The sequence below is a fragment of the Bradyrhizobium sp. BLXBL-03 genome (assembly GCF_051853015.1).
GTDB lineage: Bacteria > Pseudomonadota > Alphaproteobacteria > Rhizobiales > Xanthobacteraceae > Bradyrhizobium > Bradyrhizobium manausense.
On record NZ_CP182470.1, the window covers coordinates 6,452,508 to 6,471,172 of the forward strand.

General features: G+C 57.0%; 15 protein-coding genes. 10 read left to right on the forward strand and 5 right to left on the reverse strand.

Annotation, left to right across the window (positions count from 1 at the left end; genetic code table 11):
* Positions 1-64 precede the first annotated feature (64 nt).
* From ACNJX9_RS30875 to ACNJX9_RS30885, 3 genes are all read right to left on the reverse strand, one after another.
* Positions 65-1,606, reverse strand: a complete 1,542-nt coding sequence (locus ACNJX9_RS30875) for a lipopolysaccharide biosynthesis protein (RefSeq protein ID WP_439405733.1) — start codon at positions 1,604-1,606, stop codon at positions 65-67.
* A gap of 102 nt (positions 1,607-1,708) precedes the next feature.
* Positions 1,709-3,067, reverse strand: a complete 1,359-nt coding sequence (locus ACNJX9_RS30880) for a glycoside hydrolase family 16 protein (RefSeq protein ID WP_439405735.1) — start codon at positions 3,065-3,067, stop codon at positions 1,709-1,711.
* A gap of 147 nt (positions 3,068-3,214) precedes the next feature.
* Positions 3,215-4,408, reverse strand: coding sequence for an acyltransferase family protein (locus tag ACNJX9_RS30885; protein WP_271597611.1), 1,194 nt, complete (start codon positions 4,406-4,408; stop codon positions 3,215-3,217).
* A 138-nt stretch (positions 4,409-4,546) separates the two neighbouring features.
* Between ACNJX9_RS30885 and ACNJX9_RS30890 the strand changes: the two genes are divergently transcribed.
* Positions 4,547-5,854, forward strand: a complete 1,308-nt coding sequence (locus ACNJX9_RS30890) for a hypothetical protein (protein WP_439405737.1) — start codon at positions 4,547-4,549, stop codon at positions 5,852-5,854.
* Here the strand turns inward: ACNJX9_RS30890 and ACNJX9_RS30895 are convergent, their stop codons facing one another.
* Positions 5,855-6,955: a glycosyltransferase family 2 protein gene (locus tag ACNJX9_RS30895; protein WP_271597609.1), complete on the reverse strand. Its 1,101-nt coding sequence runs from the start codon at positions 6,953-6,955 to the stop codon at positions 5,855-5,857.
* A gap of 161 nt (positions 6,956-7,116) precedes the next feature.
* On the opposite strand from ACNJX9_RS30895, the gene ACNJX9_RS30900 reads away from it, so the two are divergent.
* The 8 genes from ACNJX9_RS30900 (at position 7,117) to ACNJX9_RS30935 (ending at position 15,250) form a co-directional block, all read left to right on the forward strand.
* Positions 7,117-7,674 (forward strand): hypothetical protein, encoded by a 558-nt coding sequence (locus ACNJX9_RS30900; RefSeq protein ID WP_439405738.1) that lies wholly within the window; start codon positions 7,117-7,119, stop codon positions 7,672-7,674.
* Between the two features lie 90 nt (positions 7,675-7,764).
* Positions 7,765-8,055: a hypothetical protein gene (locus ACNJX9_RS30905; RefSeq protein ID WP_439405739.1), complete on the forward strand. Its 291-nt coding sequence runs from the start codon at positions 7,765-7,767 to the stop codon at positions 8,053-8,055.
* A gap of 10 nt (positions 8,056-8,065) precedes the next feature.
* Positions 8,066-9,049: an NAD-dependent epimerase/dehydratase family protein gene (locus tag ACNJX9_RS30910; RefSeq protein WP_439405740.1), complete on the forward strand. Its 984-nt coding sequence runs from the start codon at positions 8,066-8,068 to the stop codon at positions 9,047-9,049.
* 650 nt (positions 9,050-9,699) lie between these two features.
* Positions 9,700-12,114 carry a polysaccharide biosynthesis tyrosine autokinase gene (locus ACNJX9_RS30915; protein ID WP_057747536.1) on the forward strand — a complete coding sequence of 805 codons (2,415 nt, stop codon included), beginning with the start codon at positions 9,700-9,702 and terminating at the stop codon, positions 12,112-12,114.
* A 68-nt stretch (positions 12,115-12,182) separates the two neighbouring features.
* Complete coding sequence (locus ACNJX9_RS30920) at positions 12,183-12,824, forward strand: hypothetical protein (protein WP_439405741.1); 642 nt, start codon at positions 12,183-12,185, stop codon at positions 12,822-12,824.
* A 223-nt stretch (positions 12,825-13,047) separates the two neighbouring features.
* The gene (locus ACNJX9_RS30925) at positions 13,048-14,385 is read left to right on the forward strand and encodes a hypothetical protein (protein ID WP_439405742.1); all 1,338 of its coding nucleotides are present in this window, start codon (positions 13,048-13,050) and stop codon (positions 14,383-14,385) included.
* Positions 14,386-14,734: 349 nt separating this feature from the next.
* On the forward strand, positions 14,735-15,058 hold the full coding sequence (locus ACNJX9_RS30930) for a hypothetical protein (protein WP_439405743.1): 324 nt from the start codon (positions 14,735-14,737) through the stop codon (positions 15,056-15,058).
* Between the two features lie 51 nt (positions 15,059-15,109).
* A complete protein-coding gene (locus tag ACNJX9_RS30935) occupies positions 15,110-15,250 on the forward strand; it encodes a hypothetical protein (RefSeq protein ID WP_439405744.1) in 141 nt (46 codons plus the stop codon).
* 654 nt (positions 15,251-15,904) lie between these two features.
* Here the strand turns inward: ACNJX9_RS30935 and ACNJX9_RS30940 are convergent.
* Positions 15,905-17,335 (reverse strand): undecaprenyl-phosphate glucose phosphotransferase, encoded by a 1,431-nt coding sequence (locus ACNJX9_RS30940; protein WP_057747531.1) that lies wholly within the window; start codon positions 17,333-17,335, stop codon positions 15,905-15,907.
* Positions 17,336-17,926: 591 nt separating this feature from the next.
* Here ACNJX9_RS30940 and ACNJX9_RS30945 point away from each other — a divergent pair.
* Positions 17,927-18,664 carry a metallophosphoesterase gene (locus tag ACNJX9_RS30945; protein ID WP_057747530.1) on the forward strand — a complete coding sequence of 246 codons (738 nt, stop codon included), beginning with the start codon at positions 17,927-17,929 and terminating at the stop codon, positions 18,662-18,664.
* Position 18,665 lies beyond the last annotated feature (1 nt).

An 18,665-nucleotide genomic window follows, 5' to 3' on the forward strand; every position in this document is an offset into this window, starting at 1 on the left:
CATCGCTCAGTCTGCTTACAAAGATTACTGGTCGCCGCACTTGAACCTCTTTTCCTGGTCTTGATCAAACTTCCAAGCAGCGTTCGCTGGTCCTAAACCGGAGCCGCCGGAGTTTTCCTAACTGATCGATCATCCTGCGCTCCGCGCCGGCGGGCGCTCCACACGCGATCCAAAGAAGTGAGTGGCTTATTACGTATATGCTCGCTCCCAGGACAATCTTCCCGGCGAGTATCGCAGTGAGCGCCAGGGGACCGACATACCCGAAATGAGAGTTCGGTAAGAGCATCAATGTAGCGTACATGATTGTCACTGACGTGATGCTGCGCCAACTCGCCGTAATCGGATCCAGCATCCTGCTGTGCGTGATCCTGGCGGCCAGATGCAAGCCATATAAGATGAAAAAGGAGCCCGTTATCACCCTTCCGATGACAATTCCCATCAAGCCTCCTAAATGGAAACCCGCAACCAAGACCGAAACTCGGAAAATAAAGAAAACTGCCGCGCGAACGAAAAGGTCTCGCCCCCTATCCATCGACAAGGCAACTGTTTCGATTCCGGCGAGCATCGTCTGCAGGGCGATCAGGGGAGCAATGCAAACCACGACGTTTACAGAGATCTCCCACTGCGGACCGACAAACAGATAAACGGCATCTCTCGCCACCGCAGACATGCCAAAGCCAATCGGCAGCGCCATGGCTAGAATAACCGACTGCGCTTCTCGGTACGCCTTTCGAAGTCGTTCCACGTCGCTCGACATCAGAGAGAATGCCGGAAACAGAGCGCGACTGAGGGGCGCTACGCAATCTCCAGTCGTCATCACCGTAATCTGTTGACCGATATGATAGGCTCCAAGAGTTTCGCTACCAAAACGTCTTCCGATGAGCAGATAGTCCACCCTGCCGTTCAGGTAATCCAGAGCGCCGATCAATATCAGCCAAACCCCGAACGAAACTATTTCCTTGGTCTTGGAAAGGTCCAGCCGAGGCCGCCAGGGGATATTGTAGTATGACAAGAACAGCATGGATGTGCTCGACGCAATCGAGCCAAGGACGATCGCCCAATAGTTACGCAGCATGAACGCCGCTGTTATGCCTGCCGCCGCCCCAATGACGATCGATACGATCTGCCTCCTGCTTTCCCTAGCGAAGTCGAGTCTCTTCGAATAAACGCTCAAGAGCGGGTTATTGAGACAGGCCAGCAGGGATGGAATGGCCATGATGCACAGGACGTCTTTCAGACGCTCGTCGCCTAGCAAATGCGCCACGAGGCCTGAGGAAAGAACCAGCAGAATTCCTGTTATCAACCCGCGTATGAGGCTAATCGTAAACGCTGTATCCAGATGAGCTCTCGTCAAGCTCTGCGACTTGATGATGGCACCAGACACCTGAAAATCCGACAAGATATTGATAAACCCGACTGCTGCTGTAGCGAGTGCAATGATGCCGTAATCGTCCGGCGTGAGCATGCGGGCGAGGATGGCCGTCGAAATCAGTTGCGCAGCTCGCGAAAATGCGGTTGTCGCCCACAGGACTGCGGCGCTATTCACCAGCCGCCCGCCGACTTCGTGCCGGTTCTCGTCCACCAGAAAGTCTATTTCGCGTTGCATTCAATTGCCCTTTTTGAATGGTGCCACCCGTATCAGCCCGCACCACACAGGCCTTCCAAGGATCAATACGACGCGAGGTGTTTCCGTGAGGCGCGTGCGACGTCAGTGAGGCCGAACGCGCAGCATCGCGAGACGACACGATCGCGCCTTAACCGGCTGACTTACATGCGTGCTGCACGTAACAGGGCTTGCCAATACCTCTTTCGTGCCATTTTCGGCGATTGTTTCTGCCACCAGCCTTGCGACCAAGACATAGTCGCCGGAGCGCTGGATAGCGGGCATTGAAACCTCTATCACGCGAACGCCGTCGGCGTTCGTCGTCAGGGTGCTTACGTCCAGCTTACTGGAGGTCGTGGACACGACCGCTCCTGTTGCCCCATCCGCCACCGAAACCTGGAGCGACCTGTTGGCGGGATAGTTTTCCGGAATATTGAGCGGAATTTCGAAACGCAATTGGTCGGTGGGACTCAAGGACAACGACCCGCTGCCGGATTGCCCTGCGACCGTCGCCGTCTCGGCACCTAGAAACGCGGGCTTCGGCATGTCGTTGAGCGCTGCCGTATATCCAAATTCATTCGGATCCGGCGTCACGTCGCTCGGGCCGCATTTTCGGCTTCCCCGCTCAGAGGACGTGAACTGGCAGACGCGAACGTAGTCGATCTTGAACGTCTGCGGAAAAGCCGCGTCATCGATCCCGTGCCGGCCGGCCCAGGCTGCTCCGCCGATGGCGAAATTGAGATCGATGTGCGCCGGCGGACCCAGTTGGCCGTCCTTCCTGAGCCACTGGTACATGCGCGTGTAGACGAGGCGGCCGTCCCAGAAGAACGAAATGCGGTCAGGAGCCCAAACGAAGCCGGCAATATGCCAGTCCTTGTTCAGATCCTCCTTGCTGACCATGTCCTGAAACCTGAGCACGAAGGAGTTGTCCACATACGTGTAGGACTGCGGCGTCCACTTATCTTTACTCATGGCATTCGAGTGCAGCATGTTCGGCTTGTCTTCCACGCCATTGATGACGTACTCGAAAATGTCGATCTCCGGCGGATGCCAGAACTTTCCATCGATGTCGTAATCGGCTTCGAGCCAGAATGCCGGCCACGATCCCCGCGCATTCGGAAGAAAGACCCGCGCTTCGTAGTAGCCGTAGTAGAATGTCTGATGGCTCCGGATCATCGCGGACTCGAACGTGTCCGCCCCCTCATTCTTTTTTGCGGTCAGGGTCAGCGCGCCTTCGGACACCACGTGGTTGTCGCGGTAGCGCTGCTTTTCATCGTTGAAACGATCCATCGTTTCGTTGTTGTAGATGTATCGGGTGGCCCATTTGGTTCGATCAAGCTTGTCGCCGTTGAACTCATCCGAAAAAACCAGTTCCCAGCCAGCGCACCAGGCCGGCGCTGCTGATCCGAGTGCAACGACTATCGAGGCGACACAAAGGACTTGCCTGCGCACGGCTGCGATCATAACGAGACCCTTTCGGTTCGGTTGTTAGCCCGGCTGGGAGACGCTGTGCCGGCCCAATACGCAAAGACGATGGCAACGGTGACACTGCCTCGTCGCAAGCCGGCACAATCAAGCGCACGGCTCTGCGGCTTTTTCCCGAATAGACAGTCAACTTGCGATCGTTTTGGGGCGGTGACTTGTCGAACAATCAAGAACATTTGACTGTCCCTCTATTAGGTTCCCTCCTTGAGTGCCGTCGAGCGCTTGATTGATCGGCCGGACTGCCGGTTTCGCTTGCGAGGCCCAGTCGAGCCGTTTTCGAATCTGTCCCGTCACCTTCACTTCAAGGACGCGATGGCTGATCGTTGCAACGATAAGCGACGGCGGAAGCGAGACCAGGAGGAAAAACAGTTGCGATCCGCTCCCCAATGCATCGACCATGCCCGTTCGATACATGATCAGCTTGACCCCGGCCATGACGATCGGCGGCCAGAGATAAAAACTGAAGCTGACCGTTCCCAGCCACTGCATCACCTGCCAACGCAACATTCTTCCGAACAGACCGTTTCCTCGGGACATGCCTAGCAGGAAAATAGTCCCGAAGACGCCACCAAGAACAACAAATGGAAAAGCAGAGATCCAGTCATGGAATGACAAATATGCTGGCGTGACAAAGCCAACGTAGTCCGTTGCGCTGGCAAGCTCTAGGCCTCTCCAGACCGTCAGGAACAGCACGAAGAAGATCGCCGGGTACTTCGCCAGGGATTGCAACAAGGTCGACGATAGGTACTTCTCCGCGATGAGCACGCCACCAATCATCAGGAGCGCACGGGGATAGTACACGAGCAAGATCAACGAACTGACAGCTACCGCCAGCGCCAGCGGACGACTGACACCGCCGATCACGAAAACGACGGCACACACTCCATAGAACAGGAATTCGTATCCGAGCGACCACGCGGCGGGATTGATCTGGATGATGTCAATAAATGGAGGCGGCGCCATTAGATTTGCACCAACCAACAGCAGACTTGGACCATTTCCTGAAAGCCAGCCAAAAATCGCAATCGCGATCACGGTCGCCCAGAGCACAGGAAGAATCCTCGCATAGCGATCCAAAATAAAGGTCACGACCGAGGATGCCCGATACAAGCTTGGCAGAATCACGATTCCGCTGATCCCGAAGAAGAACTCGACACCGAATTTTCCGGTCTGCAGCGCTTCTCCCAACAGCCCCCTGGCAAACAGATCGAACGTGGGTAGTCCGGAATGAACGACGTGATAGACAAATACCATGAGGCAAAACAAGCCTCTGGCACCATGAACGTAAGGGTTAAATCTTGCGCTCGCGTCGTGTTCCATGTGGGAAGTCGCTACAGGCTCTTGTATAGAGGGTGAACAGCCTCATGAGAGAGACCAAGGTCGATCGCGATCGTTGTCCTGTGTCCAGACGCACCCACCCACCGAGGCGCCAAGAAACAGTAATCGACGAGTCCCAAGATGGTGAGCCTCGACACATTCCCAGCCAGAGCCTCGTCTAACAAGCGGGCTGCAGCAGCGTCAAGCGACGAGACCAACAGCGTCATTTTCGCGCATATTGCCTTCATTCTGTGCATTTGCATGCAGCGCTTCGGACTGCTTATCGGAACCGGACAGATCTTCTTTTCGCTGTTCGGATTCCTCGCGCTCGTCGCATGGGGATGGCGGGTTGGTCTGGTGAGCATTCGCGGGCCACAGACTCTCGCATTCGGGCTCGTTGTCGTCTGGTTTCTCTTCAGCGCGGTCGCCGCAGCCGAATCTCCCGATCGCGGTGTCGAGATGAGCCCGGCATCACTTGCGATGGTTCTTGTCACGAATTCGATCTTCCTGTTCGGACCTTCGACGAGATTCTCGAACGAGGCGGTCCTTCCCGTCTTCCTGTTCTATGTTCGCCTGTGTGCCGTTCTGGCAATCGTCCAGATTGCTCTTCAATTCGGCGGAATACGCCTCTTCTCGTTCAAGGATGCAATCCCGTCGCTCGATCCGGTCCTCGTCGAATCGGCCTACAACCAAAATGCGGTGGAATTTTATGGGTCTTTGAATCGGCGCGCGAACGGGTTTTTCCCGATGGAGCCGGGAGCGCTGTCTCAGTTGCTCGCTATAGGTGTGGTCGTCGATGTGTTCATTTTGCGGCGACTTGCCTATCTTCCGTTGTACGCCATCTCATACGTGCTCACTCGGTCGGGATCGGGCCTCCTGGTACTCGTCGTGTCCCTCGGTGCCTATCCCCTGATTGCTCCGCTCAAATCACTGCGGGTTATCGCCATCGGGGCGGCCGTTGCCGTGCTCATCGGCACAACGTATCTCGTTGCACCGGAACCTTTTGATCCCATCGTTAGTAGGCTTGATGAATTCAGTTCAACCAAGTCGAGCGGCTATGCCCGCTACGTCGCACAACTACAGACCTGGGACTATCTCTTTCAGACCGACAGAGTGCTTATCGGCTCCGGGCCCGGCGGGTTGGAACGGTCGCCCGCCTACTTTGGCGGCAGCGGAAATCCCGTTCTCAAGCTCGTCGCGGATTACGGAATTATCGGGCTACTGATTTTCCTGTTCTATCTCGTCCTCTCGATATTCAGGAAAGACAACTCGATGCTCGCATTGACAATGCTGGCCTGCTATCAGCTCGGCGGCGGCAACCTCGCGATGGCTCCATTCCTGATCATGATGGCAATGCTGTGCGTATGGTCGCAGCCGCCAGGCGGCGCCGGCCTGAGGTCGATCCGTCCCAAAGCTGCGTCTGACCGAAGTGTCCCAGCCCTGCCCTGATCATCGAATGATCCGGAGTCGGCCGAGCAACGCGCGCAACCATTTCGGCCGCTGGGCGGGCACGTAGCGCAAACTCACCAGGGCACGACGGAAGTACTGCGGACTGATCAGGATGCAGAAGATCCAAGCCAGCAGCGATAGGCGCTGCGATCTTGAGAAACCTTGCGGCGACGCAGCCGCTCCAAGCGCATCGACAGCGATGCTCAATGAACTATCCGCCGCGATTGGATGAAGGTCCGGCCGCAGCTTGTACGACGCTATCCGCAAACAAAGAAATATCAAATTGCTCTTGAGCGCATCGGGCGCAACCGGCAGCTTCTCCGTGCGCGCGATCTCGGAAAAGAACTTGTACCGCCTCCGCGTGAGGTCGATCTCTCTCGCAAAGCGGGTATCGTCGAGTTGAAGGAAAGCCCCGTGATTGAGGCCGTGCACGCGATAGTCCGCCAACGGTTTGGTGATCGTCACGATCTCGCCACACGCAGGAGCGGCCGCCAAAAGATAACTGTCCGGAGCTCGATCAATGAAGTCGGACTCAAAGCCGAAGACACGCTCGACAAACCATTTCGGGTAGGCATTTCCTGACCCGGGCGGCGTCGGATAAGCGCCGGTTGTTGCCATCCATTTGCGGACGTCCTCCGAGGACGGACAGGAGAAGTACTGCGGCAGGACATTTCCGGTCGGCTTCCCCTCGGCATCGATCACGCGCATCTGAAACTGATATTTGCTCGCGGCTTTGGACCAGACGGATACGATCTCCGTCATCACATCAGGATGCAGGGCATCGTCCGAGTCGAGAAATATGATGATATCGCCGGACGACCTGCGAAAGCCGTTCACACAGGACATCATCTGCCCGGCGTTCGCCTGGCTGATGATTGTGACTTCGTCTGCAAACTCGTTGATGACGTCGAGTGAATGGTCCGTCGACCCGTCATCGACGACGATCACTTCGATGTTTGGCCATCGTATGTCCAGCGCGCTGCGGATCGTGGATCCCACGTAAGCTGCGTAATTGTGGTTCGGAATGATGACCGAGAGGCGCGGCAGGGTCGCCAGTTCGACTTCCGGCAACTCAGCATGTCCTGGTATCTTCTTCAACATTCGCCGCTCAGAATACTCGCGTTGTAAGTACGTCGCATGACCGCCGACAGAACATCACCGTCGACGGAGGTCAGACACCCAATCCAGGAAGGTGCAGCCTCTAGCACGTGTTTTCAAGCGCAAGGAAGAGGCACGATTGCTCCTGCAATCCGGGAACCATTTTGCCTGTCATTCTGTTGCCGCAACTGCAAATCTATCCTGCCGCCGACAATCGCGGCTTCTTTCGGGAAGCTGGTCCCAACTCATGGATGTGCAGAGCAGTGAAGATACATGATAACCGATCTAGGCGCTCAGACGGTTATGCGGCGATATGTGTAGCTATCGCTTCATCGCTTCTCGCAACGATGGCAAATGCTCAAATTTCCGGCTTCGGTCGCACATCTCCTCCGATGTATGGCGGCTCCGGCATTTCCACTCGGCCTTCGAGTTCGATTCGACCTATGGAAGGTACTTTCGCTCCAAATCACACGACAGCGGACGGAAAGCTTTGCATATCGGTCAATCCGTTGACGCACCCCCAAGCCAACAATCCCAAGATCATCGAGCAGATCGTGCTGGTTCAAAACATTTGCGGTCAGTCGATCAGGGTTCGGGTTTGCTACGCGGGAAGTTCCGACTGCATTGTCGTTCCGCTCGAAGGCTACCAGAAACTGCAGAGACTATTGGGGATTGCGGCCGGATCGACGAACTTTCAATTTGAGTATCGCGAGCTCTATTGAGTCGTCGATTCAGACATAACCCCTGGTTGCACGCCCAAGAAATGTGCGCCTCGCCGCTTGAACCAACGCCACCGCATTCGGGATCGCCAAATGGAACTGAAGTTTCCGCGTTCACACGCGCTGCCTGTAACGATCTTGTTATCGCCGCATCAAAAGCGCACGACTAACCAATTGCTGCCCCGATTTGCTCGCTTCATTGATATCCAGCAGCGAAAGCGCTCGCGGTCGCGAGCGGGCGTGCTGCGTGTCAAGCGATCCTGGACTGTGCAGGCACAACTCTTGCAACGGCGGTCGTGCAGTTTTCCGATGCGCGCGCTCCATCCTCAGCAAGCCTTGAACCAAAGTTCGTCGCAGTTGATTCAGCACATTCACTCACGTTGACCTCGCGCACATGTCCCATCCCACCCAGGCTATTGTATTTGGAGGCGCAGGCTTCATCGGTACACATCTGATGACGCGAATGCTCGCTTCCGGCCGCTACGACCGAATCGTCTCAGTAGATATCGCGAAGCCCAGGGCGCACGTCGAAGGCGTCGAATATGTCCATCATGATGTCCGTGAGCCAATCGAACCGAAACTCGGTGGCGGGGTGCCTGCCGATATCTTCAACCTCGCCGCGATCCATGTCACCCCGGGTCATCCGGACGGCGACTATTATTATACAAACGTGCTGGGTGCGGTGCACGTCTGCCGATTTGCGAGAGACACTGGCAGCCGGAATGTCATCTTTACCAGCTCGATATCGGTCTACGGTCCGACGGAAACCCCACTTACCGAAGATGCGACGCCAGTCCCCGTCAGTGCTTATGGGCGTTCCAAACTCTCGGCCGAAGCAATCCATCGCCTATGGCAGTCGGAGGACCCGGACAGGCGGCTGACCATCGTGCGCCCCGCAGTTATCTATGGGCGCTACGAGCGAGGCAATTTCACGCGATTGTCGAGGCTTCTCGAAAGGCGGGCCTTCATCTATCCCGGCCGAACCGACACCATCAAGTCGTGCGGCTACGTGAAGGACCTGGTCTCGTCGATGCTCTTCATGGCGTCTCGCAACGACAGTTTGTCGATCTACAATTTCTGCTATGAGCACCGTTACACCATCAGCGAGATTTGCTCCGCCTTCTCTGAAGCTGCCGAATACCCAAAGCCGACGATAACGATTCCGGTATGGCTCATGAATCTCGCCGTGCTTCCATTCGAAGTGCTGCAAGCTGTCGGCATCAAGACCGGCATCAATCGTGACCGGATCAAGAAGTTGTGGTTTTCTACGAACATTCTGCCGAAGCACCTGATCGCAAGCGGGTTCAAGTTCGACTACGATCTGGCAAGCTCGCTCGTGGATTGGAATCGGGAATCCTCCATCAAAGATTTTGATTGAGGTCTCGTTGGCTTGATCATTCAAGTGCCCGGAGATCGGAGATTCACCGGTGGAACTTCAAAGCCGACCCTCGCCACCATAGCGGACGAAACCAGACTCGTTGCATTCCGGCGCTCATTCGGTCGTAACCCTGAGACCGGGTTCGCCTCGCCTGCCGCAGCTGCTGGATCCCCATCCTTGTCCGTCACACTCAGGCCGATATTGCATCGCAGAATTCGTGGCCGGTCGGGCGCTGTTCCACCGGGTCGGCACGCGGGATTCGGGCAACCTGCCCAATTCATGGGCGAGCAATGATCTTCTCAGGCGGCGTAAATTGCCTCGATCTTGAAAGTCGCTTTTTGGCGGAGTTGACGGAGATGGCATTATGACGATTTTGCGGCGAGCGGCACCGACGATGGCCCGGCAGCGTTGCCGACACTTCTCTGACCAACAACGTGTCTGACCAACAACGTGCCGAACTATCCGGCTAGGTGTTCTCGCCGAGGCCTCGATGCCAGTGCTCAACTCTCGAGCGCCGCGATCTCGATCACCCGGCGTGTCGAATTCTACCAACGTGCAACTTCTACGTGGTACTTTGCAATTCACGAATTCAGCGCGGCGGCAAGGCCAGCCTGATGCCGCATTCACAGAGATTTAGGTAGGCGGGCCGGATGCTTCAAAAGATCACATCTCGCGAGATTGAAACCACCGCGCCGGAGGCTCCATCGCTGGAGCAGACCATCTCCTCTGCGCTTGCGCTGGTGAGCCGCCAGTATCCAGTAATGATTTTCACGCTGCTCCTGTGCATCTGCCTTGCCGGCTTTTACGTGTTCACGGCACCGAAGCGATATACCGGAACGGCCATCCTGATGATCGACAGCCGCAAGATGCAGGGCCTGCAGACGCAAGCGCCCGCGAGCGGCGCAGACAACCCGATCGACTCGGCGATGGTCGACAGTCAGGTCGAACTTCTCAAGTCCGAAGCGATCGCCTCCAAAGTCATCAAGGACCTGAAACTTGCGGAGTCGGCAGACTTCATGAGCGACGGTGGCGGATTGCTCAGCAGCATCAGTAACGCGATTACCAGAATATTCTCCGAGTCGACCCCGCCCACGGAAGAGCAAATACTGCGCGCAGCACTCGCTCGCTTTGCGAGCGGCCTCAGCATCAAGCGCGTCGGCGTGAGCTATGTTATCGAGATCTCCTTTCAGGCATTATCGCAGGACCTGGCAGCGCGGATCGCCAACGCGGTCGCCGAAGGCTATATCGTGGACTCGTTGGAATCGAAATATCAGGCCTCGAGACGGGCGGCGGTCTGGCTGCAGGACCGATTGAAGGAATTGCGGTCGCAGGCGTCCTCCGCCGAACGCACCGTTGCGGATTTCAAGGCCAAGAACAACATCGTCGACGCCGGCGGGCGACTGCTCACCGAGCAGCAACTCGCTGAAATCAATACTTCGTTGACGACTGCGCGTAGCCAACGTGCGGAGGCACAAGCTAAGCTCGAACGCATCACCACGATATTGAATGCGGACAGCGAAGATTCCAAGGTCATTCTGAATGAACTGGCAACTGTGAGCGAGACGATGGCCAACCCGGTCATCACCAAGTTGCGCCAGACCTATCTCGAGTACGCGGCCAAGCAGGCCGATTGGTCGAACCGGTATGGCTCGACACATCTGGCGGTTGTCAATTTACGCAACCAGATGCGAGAAATTCGACGCTCGATCATTGACGAACTGCGACGCACGGCCGAGGTCTACAAGAGTGACCTTGAAATTGCTAAGGCGCGCGAGGAGTCCAGCCAGAAGAGCTTGAACGATACGATCGCGGTCTCGAATAATACCAGCCAGGCCCAGATCGTCCTGAGAGATCTGGAAAGCAACGCTCAGAGCGCTCGCGCATTGTCGGACAACTTTCTGCAACTGTACATGGTCTCGGTTCAGCAGCAATCGTTTCCCGTTACTGAAGCGAGGGTGATCAGTCAGGCCGCGTCGACTCTTCCCAACAAGACGTCGCCAAGAACGACACTCATTCTGCTTGCGGCGATCGTGGGTGGGTCGATTCTCGCGGCTCTCGTCGCAATTCTACTTGATTTGATGGATCGCGTCTTCCGCACCGTTTCGCAGGTCGAGCAGTTCGTGGATACCCGCTGTCTCGCTTCGATTCCGGTCATCGAACAGGGTGCCGTCAAAGCGATTTCCGCTGAATCCGGCAAGGCCGCCTGGAGATTCGGTAAACGAGACAAGCCCAAACCGCAGCAGGCACCGCCGAGATACGGAGCATCTGGCACGACGTTGCCACTACATGGGTCCGCGCCCGGGTTCAGCCACCAGCAGTCGCATCGCGACCGTCTGCTTTCAACCAAGGAGAGCGTCGGGCGGCACGTGATCAATGCCCCGTTTTCACGCTTCGCAGAGGGATTTCGGTCAATCAAGCTAGCCAGCGATTTTGCAAATTTCGGTGCAGGGTCCAACAAGGTCCTGGGGATTACCTCCGCACTTCCGAACGAGGGAAAGTCAACCGTCAGCGAAGCGCTGGCGCAGACCCTGGCGCAAAGCGGGTGCCGTACGCTGCTGATCGATGGCGATATCCGCAACCCAAGCCTCACCGCAAGGCTTACACCGGCTGCTCAGGATGGCTTGATCCATGTCGTCATCGGCCAAGCCGACTGGAGGAACGTGGTCTGGATAGACCCGCAGACGAATCTACATTTTCTTCCTTGTGCCATCACATCCCGCTTCTCGAATTCGAGCGACGTTCTGGCCTCGCAACAGATGGAAGACCTGTTCCAGCAACTACGGCAGCACTTTGATCGCATCGTTCTCGATCTTAGCCCGCTGGCGCCGGTCGTCGACGTTCGGGCGACCAGGGGGTTGGCCGATTCCTATATCCTTGTCATCGAATGGGCGAAGTCGAAAATCGATATCGTCGAGCGCGTGCTAGACGAAACGCCGGTTGTGCGCGAGCGGATGCTCGGTGCGGTTCTTAACAAGGTGAACGTGTCGGTGATGAGCCGCTACGATACGTACGGCGCAGCCTACTATCGCAATCGATACTACAAGAGGTATGGTTACGTCGATTGACGTCAGATGCCTGATCCGGACCGGTGGGCAGCGCTTGCCCGATTTTTGACAGGGCCCTTGGATACAACATGAATGATTTGGCGCTAGCGCATGTCAGGTCGGCGCTTCTCATGGCGCTCTCAGTTCTGCTCGGTACCGGTCTGTTGATGACGACGACTCCCGGTCGAGCCGAGCCGGTGCGTCCGGGCATTCTGAACTGCGGGTCTGGCATCAGCGCCGAGCAGCGTCGACGTTGCGACGAAGAGGCATTCAAGCAGATCGAGTCCGGCAGCCAATCGACACAGCTTGAGGGCGGATGGCGCCTAGTGAAGAGCAAGAATCCAGACGGCGGCGACGATGCCATTTCAGTGATGCATGTCGTCGATAGTGCCAAGTCGGATACACGCCTTGCTGGTCTGAGCCTGCAATGCGGGAAGGGCGGCATCGAAATTGTACTCATTGTACTCGAGCCACTGTCCCGCTCGGCGCGACCGAACGTAGCCCTCATGGCAGGAGAGAAGCGCGCAGAGTTCCAGGCATCTGTAATCCAGGGCGGCGTGGCGCTCCTACTACCCGCCGACGCCTCGAAGCTTGCTGCCAGCGACTGGCAAACCGCAAACGAGCTTGCGGTCGAAATCGGGACTACACCGAGCGCGATCCGCGGCGCGGTGCCGATGGCTGGACTGGCGACGGCTCTCCGTTACTTGTCGCAGTACTGCTATGCTCGATAGTTTAGCTGGTCACGGAAACTGTCATGCCGGCCGAATCCCGTAAATCGACTGCATGTGACGAGTTGACAGGCCGCGTTGTGATGATGCGTCATAGTGGCAACTATCCGGCCATCCATCACCGAGACGACGGTGGCGTCGCGTGCTCGGCTATGCGACGCGTATCAATGTCTCACTCGCGCAATGCTGCGCTCCATTCCCGCTTCCACGTCTCACGGTTCTCCGATTGCTTATCGCTTCCTGGCTTTTGATCACATTGCTGGCCGCGACTCCGATCTTGGCCATCACAAGTGGCTCCTTCGCACAGCATGTGATTTCACTTGCTACTGCCTTGATGATGGCAATGGCAACAAGAGGTCCGGAGGCGCAAATCGCGTCTGCGGCGCAGTTGCTGAAGCAGTTTCTCATTATATTCTTGCTTCCGGTCGTCTGGATGACGTTGCAAATCTTTCCGATGTCTTCGCTTGCGAACCCGATCTGGTCGGCGACTTCGATCGCATTGAATCAGCCATCGCTGCAGGGCAGCATTAGCGTTGATACGGGCGCAACGCTGCAAAGCCTGTTCCTCTATCTGGTCAATGTGTCGCTGCTGGTGTCGACCGTCATCATCACAAGGGATCGCCGTATGGCCGAAATGATCCTGTTCGTATTGAGCGCAGTGACGACTCTCATGTCAGTCGAGTTCCTACTCGGCCGGCTCGATTTATTCGCCGGAATCATTCCCCAGTCCGGCGCAGCCAAGAATCTGTTTCCGGCAGCTGCGGCTCTTGCGATATTGACAAATGGCGCGCTGGTCGCTCGGGCACTCGAACGCCACCTGCACCAGCAGAACATCCACAATCTGGCCTCCCCCCAACTGTGGGTCGGCGTTTTCTGCGGCCTGTTAGGAATTGCCGTAGCCTTTGCCGCACTTGCGGCCCTCGAACAACACACATTGGTGGCGGTTACTGGCTGCGGATTGATGGTCCTCGTGTTCATAGCCGCTGTCCGGCGCTTGGGATTTCGCTTTTGGCCCTCGGCTCTGTTGTTCTTGGTCCTTGCAGCGATCGCCAGTGCGATGGTTGTGCCGCACTCACTATCCGGAGGCTTTGGTCTCGTTGGATTCGTCAGCCTCCCCCCGGAAGCAGTTGCGCCGGCAAGGCACCTGCTCTCTGATGCACCGACGTGGGGGAATGGTCTCGGAACCTTTAGGTTGACTTCGAGAGCCTATCAGGAGTTCGGAGCTGCGCTGGCAGACCCTCCCTCTACCGCAGTCTTGATGGCTGTCGAGGCGGGAAGATTGCCGAGCGCCCTCCTGGCAGCGTTCGCCGCCCAGTTCTTCCTCGTTAGCTTTCGCGGCGCCGTCCGGCGAGGACGTGATTCCTTTTTCGCGGCCACCGCGGCCGCCGGCGTCGTCGTTGTACTCTGCGAGAGCTTTCTTGACTCAAGCCTCTCAAACCCCACGATTCAAGCGATTGTGGCGATGATGGTTGGAGTTGGACTTGCACAATCAGTGGGACGGACCAGTGGCGCCAACCACTCGGCGGCATCCGCGCACCGTAATACTAGCTTTATATTGAACTAATGCATGGACAATGAGTTCATCGGGCTCCTTTCGCATTCTTTTGATGGCCTTGGCCGTGACGGTCGGATGCTATACCATTGCGTCGGCCGTGACGGCGCTAAGGCGGACAACATTTCCCGCAGATGCGGCCGAGATTGGGGCGCGGTGGACTGGAGATGCGACCTCAGTGTTGGGAACGCGTTCGCCGTTTGTATCGGAGCTGGAGAGCAATCATTCCTTGATCGGCGCGCTGCAGACAATTGAGTCCGGTCAGCTAGGGCCCACGATCCTACGCTCAATAGCGCATACCGACGCTCTCAGCCGGGTCCGGCGGACGCTGTCGACTTCTCCTTACAATCCTGAACTATGGATGGCGCTGGCGCTGCTTCAGGTCCAGCGCGACCCGCACGATCCGGTCGTGGTCGAGGCCCTGAAGATGGCATATTTCGTCGCACCAAACGACGCGCGATTGATGCCGGTGCGGATCGACATGGTGGCCCACTTCGACGCACTCGCCCTTCCCGATGTCAAGGACCTCGTACGCAATGACATTCGGCTCATCCTGATACGCCGATCTGGGTCGAGATCGGCACTCGTGTCCGCTTATCGGAGGGCATCAAAACTGGGCAAAGCTTTCCTGGAGGATGCCGTTGAATCGATCGACCCGTCCTTCCTGGCGACACTGCGCGGTTGAATTCGGACAGGACACTCCTGATGAAGTGCGGGGAGCCATCGGCACCGGGTGATGCCGGAGCTGACCGCTTCGTTCATAGGTTACAGATCTTCGATCGTTCAGGAAAAGCGCGCGCTGCCGCGCGCTTTTCTTTTCACGATCAATTCTCTTGCGCTATACGGGGCGGTTCCCGCCGCCGGCGAACTCACCTAGCGCTCGCGCGATCCATAAGTCCAGCGCCAACCGTAGTAGTGCGGAGTCCACAAACGACGGTCATTGTCGTAGCCGATGTTTGCGGGGATTGACGAAGGCGGTCGTGGGGTGATCGAGACAATCTCGGGAACTCGTCGGCTGAAAGGAGCCAGCTGACGCTGCAACAGCGCTGCACACCCTTTCCTTCCGCGGTTCCGACGGTTAACTTGATCCCATACTGCTGCATTTCGGTGGACTGGATGACGATACTTGCCATATTAAGCATCTGGCTGCTGCTCAACGTTTTATTCGTGCTCATCGTGGTTCCTCCCCGCGGGTCGCGATCGCGGCTCAACAGGTCGGGAACAATCCTTGCGCCGGTCCCGATCGAAAAGAATCAAGACCAGCTAAATAGCAACGAAACATTCTCCGTTCGCCATGCTCTCGGATCACTCGCGATGGGAGTCTTTTTCGTCCTGATGCCCCGGCTGATCGCAATACGGGAGGTCATCGTGCGGCTATGGAACAGGACGCGTAGGTATAAGGCCTAAAACTTGGTGATGAGCGCGACGACCTGCTTCAAAGGCTCCAAAAGGAGCTCTCGCGTCAATCCACATCTAGCTCGGCGCATATGAATGAGTCCGCGCCGCGCCCCGCCAAGGCGCCCGCGCTGACCTAGTACGCCTCCTGGGAAATGACGGTAGCCGCCGTGCGCGCCATGATTTTCAGATCGAGCCAAATGCTCCAATTCCTTACGTACCAAACGTCATATTCTACCCGCTTTTCCATCAGATCGATGGTCGGCGTTTCGCCCCGGAAGCCGTTAACCTGAGCCCAGCCCGTGAGGCCCGGCTTCATGTGGTGGCGGTATACGTAATTGCTGATGAGCTCGTCATAATAATTGTCGTGGGCAAGCGCATGTGGGCGTGGTCCGACCAACGACATGTCGCCGCGCAGCACGTTCCAGAGCTGGGGCAACTCGTCAATGCTGGTCATGCGCAGGAAGCGCCCAATCCTCGTGACGCGCGCGTCCCTCTTGGTTGCCTGAGTAATCGAGTTACCATTCTCGCACACGTACATGCTGCGAAATTTCCAGATGTCAAACGGCTTGCCGTTGAAGCCGCGGCGCGACTGTCGAAAGATCACGCTCCCAGGCGACTCCAGCTTGATCAGAATGGAGACGGTGATCAGCACCGGCGCCAGGGCCACTAGCGAAAACAACGCCAGACCGATGTCGAGGCAGCGCTTTTGGAGACGTTCAAACACGCTGAGCGGTGGTCGCTGAATCTCGATTGCCACCGTGCCGCTGACCGGCAAAAACGGGCGCGATACCAAATCAGCGATCGAATTATCCGGCAAGAGACGGATCGGCTGTGGTACAGCGCGCAAGTGCAGTTCGAGTTGCTGCAACAACGGCAGCTCATTCCAATCAACCGCCAACAGGTACTCCTCGACATCCGCTGCACGGGATTGGAGAATGACATCGCGAATTTGCCTCTCCCAGCTGCCGCCATGGTTGTTAGCGGGAAGCACGAAATGGCGAACCACGTCGAATCCGTTCTTGCGCAGGTCCTTGAAACGGCTCGAGGTGAAATCAAGCGGCTTCAGGCTGAGCAAGGCAACCTTGCGATCGACCAATCGGCCCTTGGCAAAGTTCGTGCCGAGCACCCACTGCCACGCAAAGCGCAGGCTGAGCAACCCAAGGCCGCCAATTCCGGTGAAGACGAGGAACGTGCCGCGGGAGAGATTGTCCGACGATTTCAATAGAAACGCCGCGACCGCAAGGATCGTCAGTGACACCAGCCAGATGATCACCGCTTTGCGCAATTGCCAGACCAGACTAAGCAAACGGTGCGTTGCATACACACCCTGAAAATAGGCGATTGCAACGAACACTGCGCTGACGATCAGTCCGGCGCCGATGGGCGCTCCGTCTCCAGATGACGGCGCGGCGACGCTATAGAGTTCCGACGCCAGCGCGTAGCAGAGCAAGATCAGCAAAAGGTCGGCCGCGATGACGAGGAGCTGAAAAGGCTTCTGAAGAGCCGTGCCCCGTGCGGAGGACGTGGCATAGGTGCTGTCAGAACCATAAGTGGCAACAACCATTCGATCCTCTACGTGTGGAGAGTGCCTGGCGGTCATTGTGATGCTGAAGATTTACCGCTTCCAAACGAAGGGTGTTAAGTGATCGCAGCGACATTGTGGCGCTGCATGCAAAACTTTTGCGATGCACGAATGATGTGTCGCGTCGAAATGCGCATCGACAATTCGACGCGCACTGAAGATCTCGTCACGGTGCTGACATATCGGCGACGCGCTGCCGCATTTTGAATCAAGTTCCATATCCTCCGCGTGCTTTAACGGTCACGCGAGCGCGTCTTCGCTCATCTTTGAGGCGCTCATCTGTCGCGAGGCCGCGAGGAGTCACTTGCGGGAATACAGATGAATTTCAATCTGCAGATGCATCATGAAATGAGGCATGCATCTTTGCCGCGCTATGCAGTTCAGCGCTGCAATTTCCACGGACTGGTGGAACCCGTCGCAAGGGTAGGCAAGAAGTTCCGCCCTTCTTTTGGCGTGATCAAGCCGGAGAACGAGGACCTACTCCATCATCCGCGCATTGTTCGTATCAGATGGGGAGTTCTCAGGTGCCGGCGACTTGGGGAAATTTCTCGACCACCTGATCGATTTTGCCCCATGATATCTTTCGCCCGACCACGTCGGCCAATCCACAAGCCGCGCTTGCCCGACGGGCTTCGCATCTATGCGATCTCGGATATTCACGGCTGTGCGCATCTGCTGCAGCCGATGTTGCGGGTGATCGACGCCGACGTGGCTCGCAGCCGCCCGCACTATGCGATCGAGGTTTTCATGGGCGATTACATCGATCGCGGCCCGGACACGCGCGCCACCCTCGACATCCTGGTCGAGCGTAGTCGCCGGGGCAATGCGGTCTTCCTCAAGGGTAATCACGAGGCATTTCTGGTGAGCGTGTTCGAAGACCCTTCACTGTTCGCGGACTGGATTGCGGTCGGGGGGGCCCAGACATTGATGTCTTACGGGCTCGCCCCGCCGGATTTGAAGCGCGAGGAGCCGACTTCGATCCTGCGCGATTTGATTCGCGCAATGCCGACTGAGCATCTGGAATTCCTCGACAATCTGCGGCTTAGCTTTACGTGCGGGGATTTCTTCTTTGTGCATGCGGGCGTTCGACCCGGCGTGGCGCTATCCGAACAGCAAGAGAACGATCTTTTGTGGATTCGTAAGGAGTTCTTGGAGAGCAAAAAGCATTTTGGAAAATATGTCGTGCACGGTCACACGCCGGTGCGCAGCGCCGACGTACGATATAACCGCGCCAACATCGACACCGGCGCCTATGCTACCGGCAATCTCACTCTGATGAGCATCCAGGGAAGCAGAATGCTGGCGGTGTGAG